Origin of the sequence: Mycolicibacillus koreensis (assembly GCF_002104795.1) — a bacterium.
GTDB classification, from domain to species: Bacteria; Actinomycetota; Actinomycetes; order Mycobacteriales; family Mycobacteriaceae; genus Mycobacterium; species Mycobacterium koreense.
In genome coordinates this window covers 103,279-129,382 of record NZ_NCXO01000003.1, presented here as the reverse complement: position 1 = coordinate 129,382, position 26,104 = coordinate 103,279, and the positions used below count along the sequence as shown (strand labels likewise).

The following is a 26,104-nucleotide window of genomic DNA, read 5'->3' as shown; positions in this document are numbered from 1 at the left end:
CGTAAACTGGACACGACCGTGCGTGACCGAGGAGGTGAAGCGCCGATGGGCAGCGCCGATGACCGCCGCTTGGAGGTGTTGCGTGCCATCGTCGCCGACTTCGTCAACACCCAGGAGCCGGTGGGGTCGAAGTCGCTGGTCGAGCGGCACAACCTGGGGGTGTCGTCGGCCACGGTCCGCAACGACATGGCGGTGCTGGAAGCCGAGGGCTACATCGCCCAACCCCACACCAGCTCCGGGCGGGTCCCCACCGAGAAGGGCTACCGGGAGTTCGTCGACCGCCTCAACGGCGTCAAGCCGCTGTCGTCGGCGGAGCGTCGCGCGATCCTGTCGTTCCTGGAGTCCGGCGTCGACCTCGACGACGTGTTGCGCCGGGCGGTGCGCACCCTGGCGCAGCTGACCCGGCAGGTCGCGATCGTGCAGTACCCGCGGCTGTCGTCGTCGACGGTGCGCCACCTGGAGGTGATCGCGCTCACCCCGGCACGGCTGCTGATGGTGGTGATCACCGATTCCGGCCGGGTCGACCAACGCATCGTCGAACTCGGCGACACCATTGACGAGCACCAGCTCGCCCAGCTGCGGGAACTGCTCGGCCAGGCACTCGACGGCAAGAAGCTCTCCGCCGCGTCGGTGGCGGTGGCGGACCTGGCCGGCCATTTCGAACGGGCCGACGGGCCGACGGGCGGACTCGGTGACGCGGTGGGCCGCTCCGCGACGGTGCTGTTGGAGACGCTGGTCGAACACACCGAGGAGCGGCTGCTGCTCGGCGGCACCGCCAACCTGACCCGCAACACCGCCGACTTCGGCGGCTCGCTGCGCTCGGTGCTGGAGGCGCTGGAGGAGCAGGTGGTGGTGTTACGGTTACTGGCGGCCCAGCAGGAGGCCGGCAAGGTCACGGTGCGCATCGGCCAGGAGACCGAAGCCGAACAGATGGCCGGCACCTCGGTGGTGTCCACCGCCTACGGGTCCAGCGGCACGATCTACGGCGGCATGGGTGTGGTGGGGCCCACGCGGATGGACTATCCGGGAACCATCGCCAGTGTCGCCGCGGTTGCTATGTACATCGGTGAGGTGCTCGGGTCCCGTTGATCGGGAGCCGCACCGCGCCGCCGGAGACGGCCAGACAGGACTAGACAGGGCCAGACAAGGGCCAGACAGGGTCAGACAGGAAAGGCAAGGCGTTGGCACGCGACTACTACGGTCTGCTCGGCGTGAGCAGCGGTGCGAGCGACTCGGAGATCAAACGTGCCTATCGACGGCTCGCCCGGGAACTGCATCCCGACGTCAACCCCGACGAAACCGCCCAGGCACGGTTCAAAGAGGTCAGCGTCGCCTACGAGGTGCTGTCGGACCCGGAGAAGCGCCGCATCGTCGATCTCGGCGGTGACCCGCTGGACAACGCCGCCGGGGCCGGCAACGGGTTCGGCGGGTTCGGCGGTCTCGGCGACGTGTTCGAGGCGTTCTTCGGCGGCGGGGCCACCAGCCGCGGCCCGGTCGGGCGGGTGCGCCCGGGTTCGGATTCGCTGCTGCGGGTGCGGCTGGACCTCGCCGAATGCGCCACCGGGGTCACCAAACAGGTCACCGTCGACACCGCGGTGCTCTGCGACCGCTGCCAGGGCCGCGGCACCAACGGCGACTCGACGCCGATGGCGTGTGACACCTGCGGCGGGCGCGGTGAGGTGCAAAGCGTGCAGCGGTCGCTGCTCGGGCAGGTCCTGACCTCCCGGCCCTGCCCCACCTGCCGCGGCGTCGGGGAAGTCATCCCCGACCCGTGCACCCGCTGCGCCGGCGACGGACGGGTGCGGGCCCGCCGCGAGATCAGCGTCAAGATCCCGGCCGGCATCGGTGACGGCATGCGGGTGCGCCTGGCCTCCCAGGGGGAGGTCGGCCCCGGCGGCGGCCCGGCCGGCGACCTCTACGTCGAGGTCCACGAACAGCCCCACGACATCTTCGTGCGCGACACCGACGACCTGCACTGCACCGTCTCGGTGCCGATGGTCGACGCCGCCCTGGGGGCCACCGTCACCGTCGAGGCGATCCTCGACGGACCCACCGAGATCACCATCCCCGCCGGCACCCAACCGGGGGCGGTGCTGACGCTGCGCGGGCGCGGCATGCCGCACCTGCGGTCCGGGGTGCGTGGCGACCTGCACGCTCACGTCGAGGTGGTGGTGCCCGAGCGCCTCGACGGCACCGACACCGCGCTGCTGCACCAGCTCAAAGAACACCGCGACCGCGACGTCGCCGAGGTGCGCAGCACCCAGGCGGCGGGCACCGGCGGCGGGCTGTTCAGCCGGCTGCGGGAAACGTTCAGCGGCCGCTGACCCACCGCCGTGCTGGGGCTGTTCTACGTCGACACGCTGCCCGAGGCCGGGGAGCTGGCCGAACTCACCGGTGAGGAGGGCTTCCACGCCGCCACCGTGCGGCGCACCCGCCGCGGCGAACAGCTGCTGCTCGGCGACGGCGCCGGCGAACTGGCGCACTGCGTGGTCGAACACACCGCCCGCGGGGAACTGCGCGCCCGCGTCCGCGATCGCTGGTCGGTGCCCCCGCCGGCGCCGCCGGTCACCGTGGTGCAGGCACTGCCGAAATCGGAGCGCTCCGAGCTGGCCGTCGAACTGGCCACCGAGGCCGGCGCCGATGTCATCGTGCCGTGGGCGGCGGCGCGGTGCGTGGCCCGCTGGGATGCCTCGCGGGCCGACAAGGGGGTGCGGCGCTGGCGGGCGGTGGCGCGCGCGGCCGCCCGGCAGTCGCGGCGCGCGCACATCCCCGCCGTCGCGCAGCTCAGCACCACCGCCGCGCTGGTCGACCGGATCGCCGCGCAGGTCGAGGCCGGCGCGGTGGTGTTGGCATTGCACGAATCGGCCGACACCGCGCTCACCGCGGTGGGCCTGCAGGCGGCCACCGCGGTGCTGGTGCTGGTCGGGCCCGAGGGCGGGCTCGGCGACGACGAACTGGCCAGGCTGACCGCCGCCGGCGCCACCGCGGTGCGGCTGGGCCCGACGGTGCTGCGCACCTCCACCGCGGCGGCGGTGGCGTTGGGCGCGCTGGGGGTGTTGACCCCCCGCTGGACCGGTTGAGCCCGGCACAGCCCGCTCCCCACGGTCCCGGCGGTAGACTCAAGGGCATCACATTGGCCGATCCGAGAGCAGGAACAGACCACTCTTGACGCTTCGCGAGACCGACGCCGCGTCCTCTTCGCAGGTTCGCAGCGGCATTGATGTCCCCCCCGACCTCGTCATGGGCCTGCTCGGTTCGGCCGATGGCAATCTGCGTGAGCTGGAGCGGCTGCTCGCCGCCGACCTGCACGTGCGCGGCAACGTCGTCACCGTCACCGGCCAACCCGCCGATGTGGCACTGGCCGAACGGGTCGTCACCGAGCTCATCGCGGTGGTGGCCGGCGGCCAGCCGCTGACCCCCGACGCGGTGCGCCACAGCGTCACCATGCTCGTCGGCGCCGACAACGAGTCGCCCGCCGAGGTGTTCAGCCTCGACATCCTGTCCCGGCGCGGCAAGACCATCCGGCCCAAGACGCTGAACCAGAAACGCTACGTCGACGCCATCGACGCGCACACGATCGTGTTCGGCATCGGGCCCGCCGGCACCGGCAAGACCTATCTGGCGATGGCCAAGGCGGTCAACGCGCTGCAGAACAAGGAAGTCACCCGGATCATCCTCACCCGTCCGGCGGTCGAAGCCGGCGAACGTCTCGGATTTTTGCCGGGCACCCTGAGCGAGAAGATCGACCCCTATCTGCGTCCGCTCTACGACGCGCTGCACGACATGATGGATCCCGAGCTGATCGGCAAGCTGATGGCCTCCGGGGTCATCGAGGTCGCCCCCCTGGCCTACATGCGGGGGCGCACCCTCAACGACGCGTTCATCATCCTCGACGAGGCGCAGAACACCACCGCCGAACAGATGAAGATGTTTTTGACCCGGCTGGGATTCGGCTCCAAGATCGTGGTCACCGGCGACGTCACCCAGGTGGACCTGCCCGGCGGGGCCCGCTCCGGGCTGCGCGCGGCCGCCGAGGTGCTCGGCGACATCGACGACATCCACTTCGCGGAGCTCAGCAGCGCCGACGTGGTGCGCCACCGCCTGGTCTCCGAGATCGTCGACGCCTACGAGAAGCACGGCGGGGCCGCCGAGGCGGGCCCGGCGCTGGAGCGGGCGCCCCGGCGGGCGACGGCCCATCGGGCCCGGCGGTGACCACCCGGTGAGCATCGAAGTCTCCAACGAATCGGGCATCGACGTCTCCGAGCGCGAGCTGGTCAGCGTCGCACAGTTCGTGCTGGCCGCGATGGAGGTCAACCCGGCCGCCGAGCTGTCGCTGGTGCTGCTGGACACCACCGCCATGGCCGACCTGCACATGCGCTGGATGGACCTTCCCGGGCCGACCGACGTCATGAGCTTCCCGATGGACGAGATCGAGCCCGGCGGGCGCCCGGACGCCCCGGAGCCCGGCCCGGCGATGCTCGGCGACATCGTGCTGTGCCCGGAGTTCGCCGAAGATCAGGCCACCCGCGCCGGCCACACCCTCGGGCATGAACTGGCGCTGCTCACCGTGCACGGCGTGCTGCACCTGCTCGGCTACGACCACGCCGAGCCGGCCGAGGAGAAAGAGATGTTCGCCCTGCAGAAGAAGCTGTTGGAGGACTGGGTCGACGACGAGGTGGCGGGCTACCGCCGCGACCGGCAGGCCGAACGCGACCAGCGCCTGCTGGACAAGTCCCGGTATTTCGACGAGCCGTGAGCGCCCTGCCGCCGCTGCTCGGGGCGATCGTCCTGGTGGTCCTCGGGGGTGTGTTGGCCGCCATCGACGCCGCGATCAGCACCGTGTCGATCGCCCGGGTCGAGGAGATGGTCCGCGACGAACGTCCCGGCGCGGTGCGACTGGCCGCACTGGTCACCCAGCGTCCCAGCTACATCAACCTGGTGGTGTTGCTGCGCATCGCCTGCGAGGTCACCGCCACCGTGCTGCTGGTGGCGTTCCTCTACGGCGAGCTCGGATGGGGATGGGGTCGGCTCACCGCGGCGATCATCATGGTGGTGACCAGCTTCGTGCTCATCGGTGTGGGCCCGCGCACCATCGGCCGGCAGAACGCGTATTCGATCGCGTTGGCGGCCGCGCTTCCGCTGCAGGTGATTTCGGTGCTGCTCACCCCGATCAGCCGGCTGCTGGTGCTCGTCGGTAACGCACTGACCCCCGGGCGGGGTTTCCGCAACGGGCCGTTCGCCTCCGAGGTCGAGCTGCGCGAGGTGGTCGACATGGCGGGCCAGCGCGGCATCGTCGCCGACGACGAGCGGCGGATGATCCAGTCGGTGTTCGAACTCGGCGACACCCCGGCGCGGGAGGTCATGGTGCCGCGCACCGAGATGGTCTGGATCGAGAAGGACAAATCGGCGGGCCAGGCCACGTCGCTGGCGGTGCGCAGCGGACACTCCCGCATCCCGGTCATCGGGGACAACGTCGATGACATCCTGGGCGTGGTGTATCTGAAAGACCTGGTGCGCCAAACCTATTACTCCCCCAACAGCGGCCAGGACATCGCCGCCGGACAGCTGATGCGCCCGGCGGTGTTCGTGCCCGACTCCAAGCCCCTCGATGCGCTGCTGCGTGAGATGCAGCACGACCGTTACCATATGGCGCTGCTGGTCGACGAGTACGGGGCGATCGCCGGATTGGTGACCATCGAGGACGTGCTGGAGGAGATCGTCGGCGAGATTGCCGACGAATACGATCAGGACGAGGTCGCTCCGGTGGAGGAGTTGGGCAACCACCGCTTCCGGGTGTCGGCACGGCTGCCCATTGAGGATCTCGGGGAGTTATACGGTGTCGAGTTCGAAGACGATCTCGACGTCGACACCGTCGGCGGGCTGCTGGCGCTGGAGTTGGGCCGGGTGCCGCTGCCGGGCGCGGAGGTGGTGTCCCACGGGCTGCTGCTGCGCGCCGAATCCGGCCCCGACCGTCGGGGTCGACTGCGGGTCGGCACCGTGCTGACCAGCCCGATCGAGCCTGACGAGGCGGAGGAGACCGATGAGTGACGCACTGGACGCCGAGGACGCGAAGCTGGTGGTTCTGGCCCGCGGCGCGATGGCGCGCGCCGACGCCGACGCCGGGGCGGCGGTGCGCGACAGCGACGGGCGCACCTACGCCGGCGCCCCGGTGCGTCTGGCGGCGCTGCAGCTGACCGCGTTGCAGGCCGCGGTCGCCGCGGCGGTCGCCAGTGGCGCCCCGGGGGTGGAGGCCGCGGTCCTCGTCGGGGGGACGGTCGACGACCCCGGCGTGGCGGCGGTGCGGGAACTGACCGCCTCGGCGGCGATCATCGTCACCGACCGTTCGGGTCGTCCGCAGTGAGCGACGCCGAGGTCTTTGAGGGCGACTTCCGTTCCGGTTTCGTGTGTCTGGTGGGCCGGCCGAACACCGGAAAATCAACGCTGACCAACGCTTTGGTCGGGACGAAGGTCGCCATCACGTCCAACCGCCCCCAGACCACTCGCCACACCATCCGGGGGATACTGCACCGCAACGACTTTCAGCTCATCTTGGTCGACACCCCCGGTCTGCACCGACCCCGCACCCTGCTGGGGCAACGCCTCAACGACCTGGTCCGCGACACCTACAGTCAGGTCGACGTGATCGGGCTGTGCATCCCCGCCGACGAGAAAATCGGTCCCGGCGACCGCTGGATCGTCGAGCAGATCCGCGCGGTCGCACCGCGGACCCCGCTGGTGGCGGTCGTCACCAAGATCGACAAGGTCGGCAAGGACCGCGTCGCCGGGCAGTTGGTCGCCGTGGCGGAGCTGGTCGGCACCGAGCGGACCGAGATCGTGCCGGTCTCGGCGGTCACCGGCGAGCAGATCGACGTGCTCACCGGGGTGCTGGCCGCCGGCCTGCCGCCCGGCCCGGCGTTCTACCCCGACGGGGAACTCACCGACGAGCCCGAGGAAACCCTGATGGCGGAGTTCATCCGCGAGGCCGCACTCGAAGGGGTGCGCGACGAGTTGCCGCACTCGCTGGCCGTGGTGATCGAGGACGTCGCACCCCGTGAGGGCCGCGACGACCTGATCGACGTGCACGCGGTGCTCTACGTCGAGCGCACCAGCCAGAAGGGCATCGTCATCGGCAAGGGCGGCTCCCGGTTGCGCGCGGTCGGCACCACGGCGCGCGAGCAGATCGAGAAGCTGTTGGGCACCAAGGTGTACCTGGATCTGCGCGTCAAGATCGCCAAGAACTGGCAGCGCGACCCCAAACAGCTGGGCCGGCTGGGGTTTTGAGCACCCGGGTCAACCGCGGTCGGTCCACCACACATCGGGCTGCTGGGCGGCCCAGCCGCTGATCGCCTCCAACTCGGCGGCCAGCGAGATCAGCATCGGCTCGCTGTTGGCCGGGCCCATCAGCTGCACCCCGATCGGCAACCCGGCGGTGGTGAACCCGGCCGGGACGTTGATCGACGGCCAGCCCACCAGGTTCCACGGCCAGGTCACCGGGCACGCGGCGATGATCGCCCGGTCGGTGGCGGTGCTGGAGAGCCCGTCGAAGGCGTCGACCGCCGGGGCCGGCTGCGCGGTCGTCGGCGCCAGCACCACGTCGACGCTGCGAAATATCGAGCCGATGCGCCGCTGGGCCGCCGGCTCCTGGGCGCGTGCCCGCAGCAACACCCGCTCGGAGAGCATCCGGCCCAACCGCATGGTGGCGCGGGTGCGCGGGTCCAACTCCACCCCGCCGCCGAGCCGGTAGGACGCCTCGAGCACCCCGGCGGTCGCCCGGGCCAGGAAATTCCACGAGGATCGCAGTCCGTAGTCGGGGTTGGCGTCGACGACCGAGTGGCCGAGCTGTTCGAGGCGCTGAGCGGTGGCGGTGAGTGCCGCGGTGATCTCGTGGTGCAGCTGGGCGGGGAACCCGGAGTAGGGCAGGCGGGTGGAGACCGCCACCCGCAACGCGCCGGTCGCCACCCCGGTACCCGGGGGATACACCGTGACCGGCGGCGGGGTGTGCCGGTCGCCGTCGGTGTTGCCGGCCACCGCGTCGAGCACCAGTGCGGCGTCGGCGACCGTGCGTGCCAGCACGCCGTTCACGGTGAGTCCGTTGAACGCCTCCGGCAACGGGGAGGTGGAGATGCGGCCGCGCTGCGGTTTGATCCCCACCAGATGGGTCCACGCGGCCGGGATCCGCACACTGCCGGCCCCGTCGGAGCCGATCGCGGCGCTGACCAGCCCGGCGGCCACCGCCGCCGCGCTCCCGCCCGACGATCCGCCCGGGGTGTGCCCGCGCGACCACGGGTTGCGGGTGTGCCCGAAGCCGGGGCCGCTGGTGAACGGCCACTGACCCAGCTCGCAGGTGTTGGTCTTGCCGACGATCACCGCCCCGGCGCGGCGCAGCCGGCGCACCACTTCGGAGTCGGCGGTGGCCGGCGGCACGTAGCCGTCGCTGCCGAAGGCGGTCGGCACCCCGGCGACGTCGACATCGTCTTTGACCGCGATCGGGATACCCAGCAGCGGTGCGGTGACCCCGGCGGCGCGGCGCCGGTCGGCCTCGGCGGCCTCGGCGCGTGCCGCGTCGGCCAGCACCACCCGGAACGCGTTGAGGTGGGGTTGGCTGGCCTCGATGGCGGCCAATGCCCGGCTGGTGAGCTCCACCGCGCTCACCTCACCGCTGGCCAGCTGATAGAGCTGGTCAGTCAGGGTGGCAAAGCGCGGCGCCGCGGAGTTACTCATCGGTCTCGACCCTATCGGCGCGCTGCGTCGGCGATGTCACGACACGATGGGACACTGGTGTGATGCGGCTCTACCGGGACCGGGCGGTGGTGGTGCGCCAGCACAAGCTCGGCGAAGCCGACCGGATCGTCACCTTGCTCACCCGCGACCACGGACTGGTCCGCGCGGTGGCCAAGGGGGTGCGTCGCACCCGCAGTAAATTCGGGGCCCGGCTGGAGCCGTTCGCCCACATCGACGTGCAACTGCACCCCGGACGCAACCTCGACATCGTCACCCAGGTGGTCGCGATCGACGCGTTCGCCGCCGCCATCGTCAGCGACTACGGCCGCTACACCTGTGGATGCGCGGTGCTGGAGACCGCCGAGCGCCTCGCCGGGGAAGAACGTGCCCCCGTCCCGGCGCTGCACCGACTCACGGTGGCGGCGCTGCGCGCGGTCGCCGACGGGACACGCCCGCGCGAGCTGGTGCTCGACGCCTACCTGCTGCGCGCCATGGGGATCTCCGGCTGGGCCCCGGCGCTGGCCGAGTGCGCCCGCTGCGCCAGCCCGGGCCCGCACCGGGCGTTCCACGTCGCCGCCGGCGGCAGCGTGTGCACCTACTGCCGGCCCGCCGGCTCCAGCACCCCGCCGCTGGGGGTGGTGGAGCTGATGACGGCCCTGCACGACGGGGACTGGGAGACCGCCCAGGCGGCCCCGGCGGCGCATCGCAGCCATGCCAGCGGTCTGGTCGCCGCGCACCTGCAGTGGCATCTGGAACGCAAGCTGCGGACGTTGCCACTGGTTGAGCGGGGTGAGCGGGCCGATCGTGCGGTTGCCGAGCAGCGGGCGCGGCTGGTCAGGCAGGATGTGGCCCATGGTGACGAACCGGATCGGCGGCTCCCGGCGAGCGGCTGAGCGAAAGCGGAAGGACGCCTTCCCTCAGCTGGCGCCCGCGCCGGACGACTACCCGATGTTCCCGGACACCTCCACCTGGCCGGTTGTCTTCCCCGAGCTGCCCCCGGCACCCGGCGGCGGCCCGCGCCGGCCCCCGCAGCACACCTCGAAGGCCGCCGCGCCGGCGATCCCGGCCGACCAGGTGCCCCGCCACGTCGCGATCGTCATGGACGGCAACGGCCGGTGGGCCACCCAGCGGGGGCTGGGCCGCACCGAGGGGCACAAGATGGGCGAGGCGGTGCTCATCGACATCACCTGCGGCGCCATCGAGATGGGCATCCAGCACCTGACCGTCTACGCGTTCTCCACCGAGAACTGGAAGCGCTCCGCCGAGGAGGTCCGGTTCTTGATGGGCTTCAACCGCGAGGTGGTGCGCCGGCGTCGGGAAAACCTCAACGCGATGGGGGTGCGGATGCGCTGGGTGGGTTCGCGTCCGCGGATGTGGCGCAGCGTGATCAAGGAATTCGAGATCGCCGAGAACATGACGCTGGACAACCACGTCATCACGGTCAACTACTGCGTCAACTACGGCGGGCGCGCCGAGATCGCCGAAGCCGCCAAGGCCATCGCCGCCAAGGCGGTGGCCGGCAAACTCAACCCGGACCGCATCACCGAGGCCACCGTCGCGGCGCATCTGCATCGCACCGACATCCCCGACGTGGACCTGCTGATCCGCACCTCCGGGGAGCAGCGTTCCTCGAACTTCATGCTCTGGCAGGCGGCGTACGCCGAATACATCTTTCAAGAAAAACTCTGGCCCGACTACGACCGCCGTGACCTGTGGGAGGCGTGCGAACAGTACGCCGCCCGCAACCGGCGATTTGGGAGAGCATGATGGCAACCCTGCGGGAACGCCTGTCCACCGCCCTGACCGAGGTGCTGCCGGTCGTCGAGGAATCCGACGGGGCGCTCACGGTGCGCCACGACGGCACCATCGCGTCGCTGCGGGTGGTGCCGATCGTCGAGGACCTCGACCTGGTGTCGCTGACGCAGATCGCCGGCTTCGACCTGCCGTTGGACAAGAAGCTGCGCGAGCATGTCCGCGCCGAGGCGGCCGGCACCCTGCTGGGCACGGTGGCGCTGGTGGAGAAACCCGCCGAGACCGGAAAGCGGGGCGGGGCACAGCGCGGCGCCAAGACCGCCGATGTGATGCTGCGGTACAACTTCCCCGGCAACGGGTTGACCGCCGACGCGCTGCGCACCCTGGTGCTGTTGGTGCTCGACAAGGGCGCGGAGATCCGCGGGCAGCTGACCGGCTGACCCCGCCGGCGCCCACCCGCGGCCCCGGGTCCCCCGAGCCGCACGTTTGCGTGCATTCACCCCCTGAGCCGCACGTTTGCGTGCGAAAAACGCCGCCGCAGAACGCACTCAAACGTGCGGCTGGACGCACCGGGGTGGGTCAGCTGCGGCAGTCGGCGCAGCGGCCGAAGATCTCGATGCTGTGGCTGACCTCGGTGAAACCGTGCTCGGCGGCCACCTTGGCGGCCCACGCCTCCACGTCGTGGGCACCCACTTCGATCGTCGCCCCGCAGTGCCGGCACAGCAGATGGTGATGATGGTGCTCCGAGCAGAGCCGGTAGACCGATTCGCCGGTGTCGGTGCGCAGCGTGTCGACCAGGCCGTCGGCGGCCATCGACTGCATGGTGCGGTACACCGTGGTCAGCCCGATCGTCTCGCCGCGCCGGCGCAGTTCGTCGTGCAGTTCCTGGGCGGAGCGGAACTCGTCGATCGTCTCCAGCAACTCGGAGATCGCGGTGCGCTGGCGGGTGGAGCGCATCCGTGTCATGCCGGATCCTCCGCGGCGTGGGCGACCGCGTCGACGACGATGTGGGCCAGGTGGTGGTCGGCCAGCCGGTAGAGCACTTCGCGTCCGGACCGTTCCCCGACCACCACGTCGGCGGCCTTGAGGATCCGCAGATGCTGGCTGACCAGCGGCTGCGGCACCCCGAGTGCGTCGACCAGTTCGTGCACGCAGCGCTGCGACTCCTGCAGTTGCAACACGATCGCGATGCGCACCGGGGCGGCCAGCGCCCGCAGCAGCTCCCCGGCGGCGTCGAGCACCTCCCGCGGCGGGGTGGGGATCGCGGTGGTGGCGTGGTCGTGCTCGGGGACGGCGGTAGTGCCCGCGGTGTCGACCGGCCGGTCGGTGGTCGTCGGCATGGTGACCTCCCGGGCTAAACGACAATCATTTCCTGTTAGCCTAGCCCATTCATGCGTAACGACGCATTTAACGCCGACCCGGGTGTCATGGCTAGGCTGTCCGGGTCCCGTCCCCGCACCGAACAGGAGCACAACAGCCGTGGCGTCCGTCATCGACTCCATCGTCAACCTGGCTAAGCGTCGCGGCCTGGTCTTCCCGTCCGGCGAGATCTACGGCGGCACCCGCTCGGCATGGGACTACGGGCCGCTCGGGGTGGAATTCAAGGAGAACATCAAACGCCAGTGGTGGCGCTCGGTGGTGACCGCCCGCGACGATGTCGTCGGTCTGGACTCCTCGATCATCCTGCCGCGCGACGTCTGGGTGGCCTCCGGGCACGTCGAGGTGTTCCACGACCCGCTGGTGGAGTGCCTCAACTGCCACAAACGGCACCGCCAGGACCATATGCAGGAAGCGCACGCGGAGAAGGCGGCGAAGAAATCGGGTACCGCGGTCGACCCCGACACGGTGCCGATGAGCGACATCGTCTGCCCGGACTGCGGCACCAAGGGCCGCTGGACCGAGCCCCGCGAGTTCAACATGATGCTCAAAACCCACCTCGGCCCGATCGAGACCGAGGAGGGCCTGCACTATCTGCGCCCGGAGACCGCCCAGGGCATCTTCGTCAACTTCGCCAACGTGGTGACCACCGCCCGTAAGAAGCCGCCGTTCGGGATCGCCCAGACCGGCAAGAGCTTCCGCAACGAGATCACCCCGGGCAACTTCATCTTCCGCACCCGCGAATTCGAGCAGATGGAAATGGAGTTCTTCGTCGAGCCCTCCACCGCCCGCGACTGGCACCAGTATTGGATCGACACCCGGCTGGCCTGGTATGTGGACCTGGGCATCGACGCGGACAAGCTACGCCTGTTCGAGCACCCGGCGGAGAAGCTGTCGCACTACTCCGAGCGCACCGTCGACATCGAGTACGAGTTCGGCTTCGCCGGCAACCCGTGGGGTGAGCTGGAGGGCATCGCCAACCGCACCGACTTCGACCTGTCCACCCACGCCAAGCACTCCGGGGTGGATCTGTCGTTCTACGACCAGGCCAACGACACCCGCTACACCCCGTATGTGATCGAGCCGGCGGCCGGGCTGACCCGCTCGTTCATGGCGTTCCTGGTCGACGCCTACGCCGAGGACGAGGCCCCCAACGCCAAGGGCGGGGTGGACAAACGCACCGTGCTGCGGCTCGATCCGCGGCTGTCGCCGGTCAAGGCCGCGGTGCTGCCGCTGAGCCGGCACGCCGACCTGAGCCCCAAGGCCCGCGACCTCGCCGCCGAGCTGCGCGGCCACTGGAACGTCGAGTTCGACGACGCCGGGGCGATCGGGCGCCGCTACCGCCGCCAGGACGAGATCGGTACCCCGTTCTGCATCACCCTGGACTTCGATTCGCTGGAGGACCAGGCGGTCACCGTGCGCGAGCGCGACTCGATGAGCCAGCAGCGCGTCGCCCTCGACGGTGTCGCCGACTACCTGGCCACCCGACTCAAAGGCTGCTGACCGGGGTCAAAACCGGCCTCCCCCACCGAAGAAGCCGCCGCCGGAGCCCCCGAACGAGGTGGGTCGCCAGCCGCCGGACCCGCCGCGGGACCCGCCGCCGAACCCGCCGCTGAGGATGTTGCCGATGATGATGCCGCCGAGCATCGCCCCGGTGGAGTCGGTGCTGCCGTAGCGGCCCGCGTAGGCCTGCTGGGCGGCCTGGGCGTCCGCGCGCGCCCGGGTCTGGGCCTGCGCGGCCAGCGCCGCCGCGGCGTGCGCGTCGTTGGTGGCCCGATTCGGGTTCGACGTGCGCAGGCTCTCCGCCATCTCGAGGCGTTTGCGGGCCTCCGCCAACCGGGTGCGCGCCTCCGGGCCGACACTGCCGCGACGGGTGTCGATGTAATCGGAGACCGCCCGCACCCGCGCCTGCGCGGTGAACAGCGCCTGCTCACAGACCCGAGCCTGGCGTTCGGCGGCGGCCTGCTCCTCGGCGACCGTCTCCAACACGGCGTCCAGATCGGCGTCGGCCTCGGTGATCCGGGCGAACGCCCCCAACGGATCGTCGCCGCCACGCGCATCGGCGACCGCCTGCGCGGCGGTGGTGCGTGCGGCGGCCAACGCGGCCGCGTGCGGGCTCGGTGTGGTGAGCTGCTCGTCGGCGCGGGCGACGGCGGCTTCGATGTCGCTGATCGCCGCCGGCAGGGCGGCCTCGGCGTGGCGAATGTCGCCGGCAGCGCTGTCCACCGCGTTGAGTAGCGATTTCGCCTGCCCGACAGCCGATTCGGCGGCGCGCACACAATCGACCAGCTCGCCCTGCTGGCCGGCGACCGGGTGGTCCAGCAGCGCGCGGGCCCGATCGATGTTGCGTTCGGCGAACGCGACGCGTTCGGCGGCGGTGTCGGGGTTGTCGATCACCGACGCCAGGGCGCCGGCGGAGAACTGCCCGCGCAGCTCGGTCAGCCGCTGCTGCACGCCGGGCCGGCGCGCGGTCAGCTCCACCACCTGCTGGGTCAGGCCGTCCAGCTTCGCCGGGGCGTTGATCACCAGATCGCGCAGCCGATCGAACGCGTCGCGTTGATTCTCCAGCTCCCCGTCGGCCTCGGCGGCCGCGACGATCACCCCGGTCAACAGGTCGCGCTGCTGGGTGGGGGTCTCGGGGATGTCGTCGTCGAGTTGCTGGCGCACCGCGAACGCGTGGGCCAGGGCGGCGCGGGCGGTGTCCAGGGCCGCACGGAACGGCTGGGTGCGGGCATCGCCGAACTCCTCGGCGGCCAGGGCCAACTCGTTGGTGCTGGTACGCACCGCGTTGTCGACGTCGACGACCTTCGACCGGGACAGCGCATCGAGGGCGTAGATCGGCAGCCGGGCCAGCGCGTCGGTGTCGGTCGGGTCGACCCGGTGGGCGGCCGCCACCATCGCGGCGTGGCGCCGCCGACGCCGCCACCGCAGCACCGCCAGCAGCACCATGAGCGCCACCGCGACGGCCGCCAGCACCCCCAGCACCGTGGCCCACGGCATCGGGGGTCCGGCCGCGGCGCTGGCCAGCCCGGTGGCCGCCGCCACCGCCGCGTCCCCCCAGTCGCCGCGGCCCAGAGCCGGCTCGATCCGGTTGCGGCGCAGTTCGTCGACGTCGCCGGCGGAGATGTTGTCGAGGCCGGTGGAGACCAGAAACGCATAGCTGCGGTCCCCGGTGGCCACCGCCAGCAGGGCATCGTGGTCACCGAGGTCGCTGAGCCGGGCGGTGCTGCGGGCCCAGCTGTCACCGCTCTGCCCGGAGAACGTGTCGACGTAGATCACCCACAGCCGGATGCGGTGGTCGTTGTAGAGCCCGGCGATCGCACTGGCGACCTCGGTGCGCCCGGCATCGGTCAGCGCCGACGCATGGTCGGTCACCCGGTTCGCCAGCCGCAGCGGCTCGTCGGCGAGGGCGCCGGGCGCGCCGAGCAACGCGGTGAGCACCGTGGCCAACGCGGCGGCGAGCAGACGGACGGTGCGCATGACAGCCAATCTAAGTGATCACCGCGACCGTCGACGGCGATTGTCCGCGCAAACCGCCACCGAGCGGCTTTGGCAGACTGTGCTGCGGTGACCATGACGCAGCAGGACCCTTACGGTGACGCCGACCGGCATCGGCGGGTGGCTGAGGCGCCGAAAACGGCGGGCCTGCCCGGCGGGGACGCGCAGCACCGCACCGACTTCGCCCGCGACCGGGCGCGGGTGCTGCACAGTGCGGCGCTGCGCCGGCTGGCCGACAAGACCCAGGTGGTCGGCCCCCGCCAGAGCGAGACGCCGCGCACCCGGTTGACCCACTCGTTGGAGGTGGCGCAGATCGGGCGGGGCATGGCGATCGGTCTGGGCTGCGACGCCGACCTGGTGGACCTCGCCGGGCTGGCCCACGACATCGGTCACCCGCCCTACGGGCACAACGGCGAACGGGCCCTGCACGACCTGGCCGCCGAGCACGGCGGGTTCGAGGGCAACGCCCAGAACATCCGCATCCTGACCCTGCTGGAGCCGAAGGTCCTCGACGCCGACGGTCGCAGCGCGGGGCTCAACCTCACCCGGGCGGCGCTGGACGCGGTCACCAAATATCCGTGGTCCCAGCGCACCGGTCGCGTCAAATTCGGGTTCTACGCCGAGGACGCGGAGGTGGCGGCCTGGATCCGCGCCGACGCGCCGGCGGACCGTCCGTGCCTGGAGGCCCAGATCATGGACTGGGCCGATGACGTGGCCTACTCGGTGCACGACGTCGAGGACGGGGTGATCTCCGGGCGCATCGACCTGCGGGTGCTCGCCGACGCCGACGCCGCGGCGACCCTGGCACAGCTGGGGGAGAGCCAGTTCGCTCAGGTGCGCGCCGACGACCTGATCGCCGCGGCGGAGCGGCTCTCGGGGCTGCCGATCGTCGCCGACGTCGGCAGCCACGGGCCGTTTCCGGCGACGCTGGCGGCGTCGGTGGCGCTCAAACGCCTGACCAGTGAGCTCGTCGGCCGGTTCGCCTCGGCGGCGATCGGTGCCACCCGCAGTGCCGCCGGGGCGCTGCCGCTGGCGCGCTACCGGGCCGACCTGCAGGTTCCCGACCTGGTGCGCGCCGAGGTCGCGGTGCTCAAAACGTTGGCGGTGCAGTTCATCATGTCCGACGCCGGCCACCGCAACACCCAGGCCGAACAGCGTGCCCGCATCGCGGCGGTGGCCACCTGGCTGCTCGCCGGCGCGCCGGGCACCCTGGACCCGATCTTCGTCCCGGCGTTCGACGCCGCCGGCGACGACAGTGCGCGACTGCGGGTGATCATCGACCAGATCGCTTCCTACACCGAAAGCCGGCTGGAACAGATCGCGGCCGCAGTCGACTAGGTCACAACGGCGAGGCGCCGGGTGGGGCTGTGGATAGCCGGCACCGCGGCGCGCCGCGCGCTCTAGACTGGCCGGGTGGCTGGGCGCATCTCCGATCGTGACATCGCCGCCATCCGTGACAAGGTCCGCATCGACGACGTCGTCGGCGACTACGTGCAGCTGCGGCGCGCCGGGGCGGACTCGCTCAAAGGGCTCTGCCCGTTCCACGACGAGAAGAGCCCGTCGTTTCACGTCCGGCCCAACCACGGGCATTTCCACTGCTTCGGCTGCGGTGAGGGCGGTGACGTCTACGCGTTCCTGCAGAAGATCGAGCACGTCAGCTTCGTCGAGTCGGTGGAACTGCTCGCCGACCGGGTGGGCCACACGCTGACCTACACCGGCGCGACCAGCCGGGTGCAACGCGACCGGGGCAGCCGCAGCCGGCTGATCGCCGCCACCACAGCGGCATACGAATTTTACTGTGGGGCACTCGAATCGGCCGAGGCCGCCCCGGCCCGCAAGTACCTGACCGACCGTAACTTCGACGCCGCGGCGGCGGCGCAGTTCGGGTGCGGGTTCGCCCCGTCCGGCTGGGACACCCTGACCCGCCATCTGCAGCGCAAAGGCTTCGAGTTCAAAGAGCTCGAGGCCGCCGGGCTCTCCCGTGAAGGCCGGCGCGGGCCGATGGACCGCTTCCACCGTCGGTTGCTGTGGCCGATCCGCACCACCTCCGGAGAGGTCATCGGATTCGGGGCCCGCCGCGTCTTCGACGACGACCCGATCACCGCTAAGTACGTCAACACCCCCGAGACGGTGCTGTACAAGAAGTCCCACGTGCTGTTCGGTATCGATCAGGCCAAACGCAGCATCGCCCGCGGACATCAGGCGGTGGTGGTGGAGGGCTACACCGACGTGATGGCGATGCACCTGGCCGGTGTGACCACCGCCGTGGCATCGTGCGGCACCGCCTTCGGCGACGAGCATCTGGCGATGCTGCGCCGACTGATGATGGACGACAACTTTTTTCGCGGTGAACTGATTTACGTGTTCGACGGTGACGAGGCGGGTCGTGCCGCAGCGCTCAAGGCCTTCGGCGGGGATCAGAACCTGGCGGGTCAATCGTTCGTCGCGGTCGCCGACGACAACATGGATCCGTGCGACCTGCGGCTGGCACACGGCGACGCCGCCCTGCGTGACCTGGTGGCCCGGCGAAGCCCGTTGTTCGAGTTCGCGATTCGTACCGCGCTGGCCGAGATGGACCTCGACACCGCTGAGGGGCGGGTGGCTGCGCTGCGCCGCTGCGTGCCGATGGTGGTGCAGATCAAAGACCCCACGCTGCGCGACGAATACGCGCGCCAGCTGGCCGGTTGGGTCGGCTGGGACGACGTGGCCCAGGTGCTGCGCCGGGTGCGCGAACAGGCCCGCGGGGCTCCGCGGACGTCGCGACCGCGGCGCGGGCCGGCCGAACGTGCCGGCGACGACCCGGTGGACGCTCGGCCAAAGCGCCCCGACCCGCGGGATCCGACGTTGTGGCCGCAACGTGAGGCGCTCAAGGCCGCGCTGCAGTTCCCGGCGCTCGCCGGCCCGGTCTTCGACACCCTCACCGTCGACAGCTTCACCCACCCGGGCTACGCGGCGGTGCACGCGGCGATCGAGGCGGCCGGGGGGCTGGGCTCCGGGGTGGTCGGCGGCGCCTGGATCGACCTGGTCCGTCAGCACGCCACCACCGACGCCGCCGCCGGGTTGATCAACGAGCTCGGCGTCGAGGGCATCCAGGTCGACGAGGACCGGCTGCCGCGCTACATCGGCGGGGTGCTGGCCCGGCTGCAGGAGGTCTGGGTGGGCCGTCAGATCGCCGAGGTGAAATCCAAGCTGCAGCGCATGTCACCGATCGACGACGGCGACGAATACCACGCGTTGTTCTCGGACCTGGTCGCGATGGAGGCCTACCGGCGCAGCCTGCTCGCCCAGGCCAGCGGCGACGACCTGACCGCCTGAGCGGGTGCCGCTCAGTCGGCGCGTTGCGGTTCCGGCGCGACCACCGCGGTGGTCGGGTCGATCTGGGTCAACGTGACCATCCCGGTGTCCGGGGAGACCCGGTTGGCGATCTTGCGGCGGCTCGCCTCGATCACCGACCGGGTCACCGGCGAACCGGTGATGCCCCGATAGGTGCCGACGAGCTGCTCGTAGCGGCGGCGGCCGGCCTTGGTGCCGAAGACGTATCCGACGGCCAGCACGGCGAGATACCGGATCACGAAGGTCCCTCCCGAAAACGACGGTTGTGTCCATCCTGCCTCACGTCCGGCCATCCGTCGCGCGGGCCGCCGCGGGGGCACCGCCTCGCGGGCCGCCACGGTGGCCGCCGAAGGGGGTCGGCTTTGGCACGAAGCACCCCCGGTAGGCTAGAGTCAACCCCCGTGCCGCGGCCGCGCCGCGGGTGGGCAGTCCCCTGTAGCTCAATTGGCAGAGCATTCGGCTGTTAACCGAAGGGTTGCTGGTTCGAGTCCAGCCGGGGGAGCGTAAAACCCTACTGACCGGGAAAGTTCTGTCCCGGTTGCGGGATCGTCATCCCGATCGTGGTCGGCCCCGATTTGCGGGTCTGCTGCTGTTTGGCGGCCTGAGCGACCGCGTTGATCAGCGGGTTGGAGGCGATCATCTCGCGGCGCTCCTCCTCGCTCATCTCGTAGAACGCCCACACCCCCCACACCGCGGGACGCACGTACAAGGTGACCTTCTGGCGGCGCGGCGGCAGCACGGCGGGGACCTCCACGACGCGGTCGGCGACCACCCCGGCGCTCATGTCGCGGGCGATTTGGTCGGTGTCGGCCGATTCGTGCAGCTCGTAGGTGAGCGACTGGCCGCCCTTGCTGGGCGCCCCCTGTAAGGCCAGGAACCACGCCATCGGTTACTCCTTCGGTTGGCGGTCAACCACGCCAGCCTAAAGGGCGGCTGTTCAGTAGACGTCGCGAACATAGCGTTTCTGCGTCGCCAGCGTGCGGATGTAGTCGGCGGCGGCGCCGTCGTCGAGGCGCCCGTGCTCGACGACGATGTCGTGGAGGGTTTGCTGGACCTGGGGGGCCATCGATCGTGCGTCGCCGCAGACATACAGGTGGGCTCCGTTCTGCAGCCAGCGCCAGATCTCGGCCCCACGGTCGCGCATCCGGTGCTGGACGTAGATCCGTTCGGGCTGATCGCGGGAGAACGCCAGGTCGAGTTCGGTGAGGAACCCGTCGGCGTGCATCGCGGCGAATTCGTCGCCGTAGTAGAAATCGGTCGCAGCGTGACGCTCCCCGAAGAAGAGCCAGTTCGGTGCCGTGTGCCCGAGGGCCCGGCGGCGGCGCAGGAAGCTGCGGAACGGGGCCACCCCGGTTCCGGGACCGACCATGATCATCGGCGCGTCCGGGTCGACGGGCGGACGGAAGTGTCGGGTCGGATGCACGAAGATGCCGACAGCGGCGTCCTCGGCGTGATCGGCCAGATAGCTCGAACACACGCCCCCGCGCGCGACACCGTCGACGTCGTAACGCACCACGCCGACGGTGACGTGCACCTCGCCGGGGTCGTCCGCCGAGCTCGACGAGATCGAGTAGAGCCGCGGCCGCAGCGCGCTGGTGACGGCGAGCCACTCCTGAACCGGGGCCCGCACCGGCGTGCGGGCCACGACGTCGAGCGCCTGGCGTCCCCGCATCCATTCGGCGAGCGCGGCGGTGTTCGCCGGATGCGCCAACTCGGTCAGCTCGGCGTCGCTGCTGTGGTGTGCGAGGAACCGAACCAGATCCGCTGTGATGCGGGTGATTTCCAACCGTTCGGTCGCGGCCCTCCGCAGTGACATGGGGCCGGCGTCGCCGATCTGCACGGTGGCCGAACCGGACAAGCCGGTGGCCGCCAGCCACTCGTCGACCCGCGCGGCGGGGTTCTGCGGCCAGATTCCCAACGCATCGCCGGAATCGTAGGCGAAGGTGGCCTCCGGCACGGCGAAGGTGAACTGGCGTACCTCCTTGGTCGATCCCGGCCCGGTGAGCACCCTGTTGCCCACCAGGCGTGTCCGCAGCGGGGCGCCCCTTCGGTAGCGCGCCGGGGCCGCCGGGGCCGAGACCGGGGTGCCGGCGATCTGCAGTGCCGCACCGACGGCGCTCAGCCAGTCCGAGGCGGCCTGCTCGTAGTCGGGTTCGCAGTCGACCCGGTCGAGCAGGCGGGTGGCGCCGAGTTCGGCCAGTCGCGCGTCGAGGCTGCGGCCGTGACCGCAGAACGCGCCGTAGCTGGAGTCGCCGAACGCCAGCACCGCGTAACGGGTGCGATCCAACCGGGGAGCGTCCCGACGTTGCAGTGCGGCCCACAGCGCCGCCCCGTTGTCCGGCGGTTCCCCGTCCCCGGTGGTGCTGGTGATGACCAGCACGTCGCTCACCGCGGCCAGGGCGGCCGGGCTGAACTCGTCCATCGCGTGCAGGCCCACCGCCAGACCGGCCGCGGCGAGGTGGGCGGCACACGAGGCGGCGACTGTTTCGGCGGTGCCGGTCTGCGACGCCCACAACACCACGGTGGTGGGCGGGCTGGTCGGGGAATCCGCGGTGAGCCCGGACGGTTCGGCGGGCTCGGGCCCGGCGGCGACCGTCGCGGCGGGCACCGCGGGGCCGCCGGTGTCGGGGGCCGGGGCGGCCATCACCTTCGTCACGGTGACGGCGCAGACCTTGTACTCCGGTTGTTGGGACAGCGGGTCGACGGCGTCGTTGGTGACGGCGTTGATCGCCAGGTACTCGCCGAACGCGTCGTTCCAGTGGAAGGGGGCGAAGCAGTGACCGGGCTGCACCCGGTCGGTGGGCACCGCGGGCAGCACCGCGCGCCCGCGCCGGGACGCGACCTCGACGCGGTCGCCGGCGGTGATCTGCAGGCGCTTCGCGTCGTCGGGATGGATCTCGACGAACGGGTCCGGGTTGAGTTTGTTGAGCGTGGCGATCTTGCCGGTCTTGGTCATGGTGTGCCACTGGTGGGGGAGCCGGCCGGTGTTGAGCAGGAACGGATAGTCGCGATCGGGCAGTTCGTCGGGCGGCATGTGCGGGCGGGCATGGAACACAGCCCGCCCGGAGGCGGTCGGAAACGCCAACCGCGGAACACTGCCGTCGGCGCGGACCCGCCGGGTCTGGCTCGCCCCGTCGTTGAGGTAGCGGATCGGATGACGATCGGCGCCGTCGCCGGGCGGGCACGGCCATTGGATCGCGGCGGTGCGCAGCCGTGCGTAGTCCACGCCACGCAGGTCATATCCGGTGCGTGGATTGTGGAAGCGGGTGATCTCGGCGAACACCTCCTCGGCGCTGTCGTAGGCGAACGCGTCGGCGTAGCCCATGGCCGCGGCGACCCGCGCGATGAGCTGCCAGTCCGGAAGCGCGTCGCCGGGGGGATCGAGCGCCTTCTGCGTGAGGGTCAGGGTGCGCTCGGAGTTGACCATCACGCCCTCGCTCTCCGCGCCCAGGGCCGCCGGCAGCAGGACATCGGCGTAGGTGTTGGTCTCGGTCGCCGTGAACGCATCCTGGGCGATCACCAGCTCGGCGGCCTCCAAGCCGGCGAGCACCGTCTTGCGGTTGGCGACCGACGCCACCGGATTGGTACAGATGATCCAGCAGGCCTTGATCTGGCCGCGGCCCATCCGGCGGAACATCTCGATGGTGCCGCCGCCCGCTTCGGTGGGCAAGCGACCGCGGGGGAGCCCCCAGACGTCCTCGACGAAGGCACGGTCGTCGGGGTCGGTGGTGCTGCGCTGCCCCGGCAGGCCCGCCCCCAGATAGCCCATCTCGCGGCCACCCATCGCGTTGGGCTGCCCGGTCAGCGAAAAGGGTCCGCTACCGGGCCGACAGATCGCCCCGGTGGCCAAATGCAGGTTGCAGACGGCGTTGACGTTCCAAGTGGCGTGCGTGCTCTGGTTCAACCCCATCGTCCAGCAGCTCATCCAGTTGTCGGCCTCGCCGATCCAGCGGGCCGCGGTGCGCAGGTCGCCCTCGCCGATTCCGGTGATCGCGGCGACTCGCGCGGGCGGATACTGCTGGACGAAGTCGCCAATCACCTCCCAGCCGTCGGTGAATTCGGCGATGAACGCGTCGTCGGTGTGCCCGTTGTCGATGATCAACGCCAACAAGCCGTTGAGCAGCGCCAGGTCGGTGCCCGGGGCGATCTGCAGGAACAGATCGGCCTTTTCCGCGGTGGCGGTGCGGCGCGGGTCGACGACGATCAGCTTGGCTCCCGCCTTGACCCGGTCCATCATCCGCAGGAACAGGACGGGGTGACAGTCGGCCATGTTGGCGCCGATGACGAAGAACACGTCGGCGTGGTCGAAGTCCTCGTAGGAGCCCGGCGGCCCGTCGGCGCCCAGCGACAGTTGGTAGCCGCTGCTCACGCTGGCCATGCACAGCCGCGAGTTGGACTCGATCTCCCGGGTGCCGATGAATCCCTTGGCGAGTTTGTTCGCCAGATACTGTGCCTCCAGCGACATCTGCCCCGACACGTACAGGGCCACCGCGTCGGGGCCGTGCTCGGCGACGATCGCCCGCAGGCGCTGCGCGCAGTGGCTGATCGCGGTGTCGAGGTCGACCGGTTCGGTCGGTTCACCGCGGGCAGGTCGTAGCTGGGCGGTGGTCATCCTGCCGTCCGCGGACAGCAGCTCCGCGGTGGTCGCGCCCTTGGTGCACAGGCGCCCGAAGTTGGCGGGGTGGCCCGCGTCGCCACGGGACCGGTGCACCCGGTCACTGCCGGTGACCGGATCGGTGCCGACGGTCAACACCACGCCGCAGCCGACCGCGCAATACGTGCACACCGTCGAGACGGTGCGTGGCCCGCGCACCACCGACACGCCTTGATCCCCGCAGGGTTTCGTTCCGGTCACCACGGCTCATAGGATGTCGGCGGAAAATGTCGAGGCCGTTTCCGACGATGTCGCGTTCGTTTCCAATCGCTAAGCATTCGGGCGCCCGGCGGGGCGCGGGGCCGGGTCGTAGACTCGGGCGGATGAGATGGGCCATGCGATGGGGGATAACGGCGCTCCTGCTGGCCACGGCCGCGTGCGGTTGGCAGCCCGGCGGCACGGTCGCCCAGTCCCCGGACACCTGCGCCGCCGACGCCGGGCCGACCGCACAGACCGTCGCCGACGCGGTGGCCGCTGCGCCGCCGGTGGGTTCGCCGTGGACCGAGACCGGCCGCGATCACACCGGTGACTGCCGGCTGTACTGGGTGCAGTTCGCCCCCGCCGGGGCGACCGCCGCCAGCCCCGAACTGCTGTTGTTCTTCGACCGCAACACCGCGTTGGGATCACCCACCGACATCCCGCGGCCCTACACCTCGGTGGTCTCCAGCGGCGAGCACGTCGTCACCGTCCAATACCAGTGGATCGTCGGCGCGGAGCCCAACTGCTGTCCCACCGGCATCGGCACCGTGCGCTACCAGATCGGCGCCGACGGGGCGCTGGAGGCGCTCGACCCCATCCCGCAGCCGTAGCGGCCGCGGCCGCTCAGGCGTCGAGCATCGTGGCCGAGCGCAGCTGCTCGGGCACCCCGAACGCGTCGACGAGCGTTTCGGCGTGCGGACGCAGCTTGCGGCAGCGGTCGTTGATCCCGCGGGTCACCGCCTTGGCCCGCTCGGTGGACAGATACCGGTGCTCGATGTACCACGCCTTGTCGTCCTCGATGACGCTGAGCGCGTAGAGGTCGCACATCCACTCCAGGATCTCGCGGGCCGACTCGTCGGTGCAGGCGTCGATGCCGGCGATGAACGCCTCGAGAACGATACGGTCGATGTGCGCCGACGCCGCGTGCAGCACGTGATCCTGCACGGCGTTGAACGCCTCGAACTCCGACATCTCCTTGGCCTTGGACTGCAGCCGGCGCGCCACCGACGACAGCAGGTACTCCTCGCGGTCTTCGAACATGTGCATCTGGGTGCCCCGGTTGAACAGGCTGCCCTCCTCGTCGCTGTCCTGGCGCGAATCGAGGATCGTCTGCATGATCGTCTCGGCGGCAGTGCGTTTGAGCACCCGCTCACCGACGGTCTCGGCGGCGAACCGCACCCAGTCCACCGGGCTCATGCTGTCGATGTCGTCGGCGTAGGCGGTGAGCAGCTGCTTGGCGACCAGCTGGGTGAGCACATGGTTGTCGCCCTCGAACGTGGTGAACACGTCGGTGTCGGCGCGCAGCGCGATCAACCGGTTCTCGGCCATGTACCCGGCGCCGCCGCACGCCTCCCGCGACTCCTGGATCGCGCGGCTCGCGTGCCAGGTGTTGGCCGCCTTCAACCCGGCGGCGCGGGCCTCCAGCTCGCGCTGCTCCTCGGGGTCGGGCTCATCGCTGCTCTGCAGGTCGTGGCAGCGCGACACCAGCTCGTTCTGCGCGAACTGCAGCGCATAGGAGCGGGCGATCAGCGGGAACAACCGGCGCTGATGCACCAGATAGTCCATGATCAGCACCTCGTGGCCGTCGGCGGGGTCGCTGAACTGGCGGCGCTGCAACCCGTACCGGGTGGCGATGTCCAGAGCCACCCGGGCGGCCGCCGCGGCGCTGCCGCCGACGGTGACCCGCCCGCGGATCAGCGTGCCCAGCATGGTGAAGAAGCGGCGGCTGCGGCTCTCGATCGGCGAGTGGTAGGTGCCGTCGACGTCGACGTCGCCGTATTTGTTGAGCAGGTTCTCCCGCGGCACCCGCACCTTGTCGAACAGGATGCGGCCGTTGTCCACCCCGGGCAGGCCGCCCTTGTACTCGCAGTCGGAGGTGGTGACCCCGGGCAGGTCGTTGCCGTCGCCGTCACGGATCGGCACCAGCAGACAGTGCACGCCGTGGTCGACGGGCTCACCGTCCTCGTGGGTGATCAGCTGCGCGAACACCGCGGCGACGGTGGCGGTTTCGGCAGCCCCGCCGATGTAGTCCTTGCGGGCGCTGTCGGTGGGGGAGTCGATGACGAACTCGTGTGTCTGCGCGTCGTAGGTGGCGGTGGTCTCCAGCGACTGCACATCGCTGCCGTGGCCGGTCTCGGTCATCGCGAAACAGCCCAGCAACTTCAGATCGATCGTCGGTTTGACGTAGAGCTCGTGGTGGCGGGCCGTGCCGAGGTTCTCGATGGCCCCGCCGAACAGCCCCCACTGCACGCCGGCCTTGACCATCAGCGACAGATCCGACATCGCCAGCATCTCGATCATCGTGATCGCCGCGCCGACATCGCCGGTGCCGCCGTGCTCGGTGCGGAACCCGTCGCTGGCCGCCCCCTCGGCGGCCATCAGGTTCATCTGTTCGGCCACCTTCGCCCGGGCGATGGCTGTGGTCGGGGTGTAATGCGGGCGGAACACGTCGTCTTGCAGGCGCCGGCGCATCGCGTTCTTGGTGTCGCGCCACCGCCCGTCGAGGACGTCGCGCAGTGCATCGGTGGTGGTTGCCATGCCCGACCGTAACGTGCCGGACGCCCCGCGTGC

The 26,104-nt window shown here is 70.7% G+C and carries 22 protein-coding genes, 1 tRNA gene and 2 pseudogenes; 17 read left to right on the top strand and 8 right to left on the bottom strand.

Annotated elements, in window-relative coordinates; translation table 11 throughout:
• Positions 1–45: 45 nt before the first annotated feature.
• The 8 genes from hrcA (at position 46) to era (ending at position 7,281) form a co-directional block, all read left to right on the top strand.
• Positions 46–1,089, top strand: coding sequence for a heat-inducible transcriptional repressor HrcA (hrcA, locus tag B8W67_RS02545; RefSeq protein WP_069391558.1), 1,044 nt, complete (start codon positions 46–48; stop codon positions 1,087–1,089).
• A 92-nt stretch (positions 1,090–1,181) separates the two neighbouring features.
• Positions 1,182–2,324, top strand: a complete 1,143-nt coding sequence (gene dnaJ / locus B8W67_RS02540) for a molecular chaperone DnaJ (protein ID WP_085302153.1) — start codon at positions 1,182–1,184, stop codon at positions 2,322–2,324.
• A 9-nt stretch (positions 2,325–2,333) separates the two neighbouring features.
• Entirely contained in the window at positions 2,334–3,080 is a 747-nt protein-coding gene (locus B8W67_RS02535; protein ID WP_069391556.1) for a 16S rRNA (uracil(1498)-N(3))-methyltransferase, read from the top strand.
• 85 nt (positions 3,081–3,165) lie between these two features.
• A complete protein-coding gene (locus B8W67_RS02530; protein WP_085302151.1) occupies positions 3,166–4,212 on the top strand; it encodes a PhoH family protein in 1,047 nt (348 codons plus the stop codon).
• A gap of 7 nt (positions 4,213–4,219) precedes the next feature.
• Positions 4,220–4,756 carry an rRNA maturation RNase YbeY gene (gene ybeY, locus B8W67_RS02525; RefSeq protein WP_069391554.1) on the top strand — a complete coding sequence of 179 codons (537 nt, stop codon included), beginning with the start codon at positions 4,220–4,222 and terminating at the stop codon, positions 4,754–4,756.
• On the top strand, positions 4,753–6,048 hold the full coding sequence (locus B8W67_RS02520; RefSeq protein WP_069391553.1) for a hemolysin family protein: 1,296 nt from the start codon (positions 4,753–4,755) through the stop codon (positions 6,046–6,048). Before ybeY ends, B8W67_RS02520 begins: the two co-directional genes overlap by 4 nt.
• Positions 6,041–6,361 carry a cytidine deaminase-like protein gene (locus tag B8W67_RS02515; RefSeq protein WP_069391552.1) on the top strand — a complete coding sequence of 107 codons (321 nt, stop codon included), beginning with the start codon at positions 6,041–6,043 and terminating at the stop codon, positions 6,359–6,361. Before B8W67_RS02520 ends, B8W67_RS02515 begins: the two co-directional genes overlap by 8 nt.
• The gene (gene era, locus B8W67_RS02510) at positions 6,358–7,281 is read left to right on the top strand and encodes a GTPase Era (RefSeq protein ID WP_085302149.1); all 924 of its coding nucleotides are present in this window, start codon (positions 6,358–6,360) and stop codon (positions 7,279–7,281) included. The genes B8W67_RS02515 and era overlap by 4 nt, the downstream gene beginning before the upstream one ends.
• Positions 7,282–7,290: 9 nt before the next feature.
• Here era and B8W67_RS02505 read toward each other — a convergent pair whose 3' ends face one another.
• Positions 7,291–8,721 carry an amidase gene (locus tag B8W67_RS02505; RefSeq protein WP_085302147.1) on the bottom strand — a complete coding sequence of 477 codons (1,431 nt, stop codon included), beginning with the start codon at positions 8,719–8,721 and terminating at the stop codon, positions 7,291–7,293.
• A 62-nt stretch (positions 8,722–8,783) separates the two neighbouring features.
• Between B8W67_RS02505 and recO the strand changes: the two genes are divergently transcribed.
• The 3 genes from recO to B8W67_RS02490 are packed head-to-tail and all read left to right on the top strand — an operon-like array spanning position 8,784 to position 10,913.
• Positions 8,784–9,614 carry a DNA repair protein RecO gene (gene recO, locus B8W67_RS02500; protein WP_069391549.1) on the top strand — a complete coding sequence of 277 codons (831 nt, stop codon included), beginning with the start codon at positions 8,784–8,786 and terminating at the stop codon, positions 9,612–9,614.
• Positions 9,574–10,488 carry a decaprenyl diphosphate synthase gene (locus B8W67_RS02495; protein ID WP_069391548.1) on the top strand — a complete coding sequence of 305 codons (915 nt, stop codon included), beginning with the start codon at positions 9,574–9,576 and terminating at the stop codon, positions 10,486–10,488. The genes recO and B8W67_RS02495 overlap by 41 nt, the downstream gene beginning before the upstream one ends.
• Positions 10,488–10,913 (top strand): hypothetical protein, encoded by a 426-nt coding sequence (locus B8W67_RS02490; protein WP_069391547.1) that lies wholly within the window; start codon positions 10,488–10,490, stop codon positions 10,911–10,913. The genes B8W67_RS02495 and B8W67_RS02490 overlap by 1 nt, the downstream gene beginning before the upstream one ends.
• Before the next feature lie 139 nt (positions 10,914–11,052).
• Here B8W67_RS02490 and B8W67_RS02485 read toward each other — a convergent pair whose 3' ends face one another.
• Both B8W67_RS02485 and B8W67_RS02480 read right to left on the bottom strand, forming a co-directional pair.
• Positions 11,053–11,439, bottom strand: a complete 387-nt coding sequence (locus B8W67_RS02485; protein ID WP_069391546.1) for a Fur family transcriptional regulator — start codon at positions 11,437–11,439, stop codon at positions 11,053–11,055.
• Entirely contained in the window at positions 11,436–11,813 is a 378-nt protein-coding gene (locus tag B8W67_RS02480; RefSeq protein ID WP_085302145.1) for an ArsR/SmtB family transcription factor, read from the bottom strand. The genes B8W67_RS02485 and B8W67_RS02480 overlap by 4 nt, the downstream gene beginning before the upstream one ends.
• Positions 11,814–11,952: 139 nt before the next feature.
• Between B8W67_RS02480 and B8W67_RS02475 the strand changes: the two genes are divergently transcribed.
• Positions 11,953–13,353: a glycine--tRNA ligase gene (locus B8W67_RS02475; protein WP_069391544.1), complete on the top strand. Its 1,401-nt coding sequence runs from the start codon at positions 11,953–11,955 to the stop codon at positions 13,351–13,353.
• A 6-nt stretch (positions 13,354–13,359) separates the two neighbouring features.
• Here the strand turns inward: B8W67_RS02475 and B8W67_RS02470 are convergent, their stop codons facing one another.
• A complete protein-coding gene (locus B8W67_RS02470; protein ID WP_069391543.1) occupies positions 13,360–15,330 on the bottom strand; it encodes a TPM domain-containing protein in 1,971 nt (656 codons plus the stop codon).
• 93 nt (positions 15,331–15,423) lie between these two features.
• Here B8W67_RS02470 and B8W67_RS02465 point away from each other — a divergent pair, with 93 nt between their 5' ends.
• From B8W67_RS02465 to B8W67_RS21640, 3 genes and pseudogenes are all read left to right on the top strand, one after another.
• Positions 15,424–16,686: a deoxyguanosinetriphosphate triphosphohydrolase gene (locus tag B8W67_RS02465; protein WP_275329508.1), complete on the top strand. Its 1,263-nt coding sequence runs from the start codon at positions 15,424–15,426 to the stop codon at positions 16,684–16,686.
• A 75-nt stretch (positions 16,687–16,761) separates the two neighbouring features.
• Positions 16,762–18,123, top strand: a pseudogene (dnaG, locus tag B8W67_RS02460) (DNA primase); the annotation flags it as partial.
• A 42-nt stretch (positions 18,124–18,165) separates the two neighbouring features.
• Positions 18,166–18,663: pseudogene (locus B8W67_RS21640) on the top strand (DNA primase); the annotation flags it as partial.
• An 11-nt stretch (positions 18,664–18,674) separates the two neighbouring features.
• On the opposite strand, the gene B8W67_RS02455 reads toward B8W67_RS21640, so the two are convergent.
• Positions 18,675–18,920 (bottom strand): hypothetical protein, encoded by a 246-nt coding sequence (locus B8W67_RS02455; protein WP_069391540.1) that lies wholly within the window; start codon positions 18,918–18,920, stop codon positions 18,675–18,677.
• A 190-nt stretch (positions 18,921–19,110) separates the two neighbouring features.
• Between B8W67_RS02455 and B8W67_RS02450 the strand changes: the two genes are divergently transcribed.
• Positions 19,111–19,183: transfer RNA gene (locus B8W67_RS02450), tRNA-Asn, on the top strand.
• Positions 19,184–19,192: 9 nt separating this feature from the next.
• On the opposite strand, the gene B8W67_RS02445 is transcribed toward B8W67_RS02450, so the two are convergent.
• Entirely contained in the window at positions 19,193–19,567 is a 375-nt protein-coding gene (locus B8W67_RS02445; protein WP_069391539.1) for a hypothetical protein, read from the bottom strand.
• 51 nt (positions 19,568–19,618) lie between these two features.
• Positions 19,619–23,494, bottom strand: coding sequence for a bifunctional nitrate reductase/sulfite reductase flavoprotein subunit alpha (locus tag B8W67_RS02440; RefSeq protein WP_085302173.1), 3,876 nt, complete (start codon positions 23,492–23,494; stop codon positions 19,619–19,621).
• A gap of 164 nt (positions 23,495–23,658) precedes the next feature.
• On the opposite strand from B8W67_RS02440, the gene B8W67_RS02435 reads away from it, so the two are divergent.
• Complete coding sequence (locus tag B8W67_RS02435; protein ID WP_234806639.1) at positions 23,659–24,144, top strand: LppP/LprE family lipoprotein; 486 nt, start codon at positions 23,659–23,661, stop codon at positions 24,142–24,144.
• Positions 24,145–24,157: 13 nt separating this feature from the next.
• Here B8W67_RS02435 and B8W67_RS02430 read toward each other — a convergent pair whose 3' ends face one another.
• Positions 24,158–26,071, bottom strand: coding sequence for an acyl-CoA dehydrogenase family protein (locus tag B8W67_RS02430; RefSeq protein ID WP_085302139.1), 1,914 nt, complete (start codon positions 26,069–26,071; stop codon positions 24,158–24,160).
• Positions 26,072–26,104: the final 33 nt, after the last annotated feature.